Genomic DNA, 1,362 nt, shown 5'->3' with positions numbered 1-1,362 from the left:
CCGGACGGTGAGGAGGTGGGCGGGGCCGGTGGCGGGGTCGAGGCGGACGTAGTTGTGGCGGGCCCAGTGGTAGGTGGCGCCGGTGAGTTCGTCGTGGACCTGGAGGGGGAGGTCGGTGTCGAGGGTGACGGTGGCTTCCTGGGCGTGGTGGGGGTCGAGGTTGACGACGGTGATGACGTGGTCCTCGGTGCCGTCCGGGGTGGTGGCGTGCTTGGAGTAGGCGATGACGTGGTCGTTGTCGGTGGGGTGGAAGCGCAGGTCGCGCAGCTGCTGGAGGGCGGGGTGGCGGCGGCGGAGCCGGTTGAGTGCGGTGAGCAGCGGGGCGAGGGTGTCCTGGCGGGTCCAGTCGCGGGGGCGGAGTTCGAACTTCTCGGAGTGGGCGTACTCCTCGGAGCCGGGGTGGGTGGCCTCGTTCTCGTAGTGCTCGTAGCCGGCGTAGATGCCGTAGGAGGGGGAGAGGGTGGCGGCGAGGACGGCGCGGGCGGCGAAGGCGGCGGGGCCGCCGTCCTGGAGGTAGCCGTGGAGGATGTCGGGGGTGTTGGCGAAGAAGTTGGGGCGCATCCAGGCGGCGGTGTCGCCGGTGAGGTCGGTGAGGTATTCGGTGAGTTCGTTCTTGGTGGTGCGCCAGGTGAAGTAGGTGTACGACTGGTGGAAGCCGATCTTTCCGAGGGTGTGCATCATCGCGGGGCGGGTGAAGGCCTCGGCGAGGAAGATCACGTCGGGGTCGGTGCGGGCGATGTCGGCGAGGACCTTCTCCCAGAACACGACGGGTTTGGTGTGGGGGTTGTCGACGCGGAAGATGCGGATGCCGTGGGCCATCCAGAAGCGCAGGATGCGGATGGTCTCCTTGACCAGGCCGTCGAAGTCCTGGTCGAAGTTGATCGGGTGGATGTCCTGGTACTTCTTGGGGGGGTTCTCGGCGTGGGCGATGGTGCCGTCGGGGCGGTGGGTGAACCATTCGGGGTGCTTGTTGACCCAGGGGTGGTCGGGGGAGCACTGGAGGGCGAAGTCCAGGGCGATCTCCAGGCCCAGGGCGGCGGCCTCGGTGACGAAGTGGTCGAAGTCCTCGATGGTGCCCAGGTCGGGGTGGACGGCGTCGTGGCCGCCCTCGGGGGAGCCGATGGCCCAGGGTGAGCCGACGTCGTGGGGGCCGGCGGTGAGGGTGTTGTCGGGGCCCTTGCGCCAGGCGCGTCCGACGGGGTGGACGGGGGGGAGGTAGACGACGTCGAAGCCCATCGCGGCGACGGCGGGCAGGCGTTCGGCGGCGGTGCGCAGGGTGCCGGAGACCGGGGGCTGCACGCCGGTCGGGTCGACCACCGCGCCCTCCGACCGCGGGAAGAACTCGTACCAGGCCCCGTACAG

At 70.1% G+C, this 1,362-nt stretch carries 1 pseudogene; it reads right to left on the bottom strand.

Annotated features, from left to right (window positions below):
* A pseudogene (locus tag SNE206_RS39975) lies at window positions 1–1,362 on the bottom strand (alpha-1,4-glucan--maltose-1-phosphate maltosyltransferase); the annotation flags it as partial.

It is taken from the genome of Kitasatospora sp. NE20-6 (genome assembly GCF_045862635.1).
This window is presented reverse-complemented; position numbering and strand designations above follow the sequence as displayed.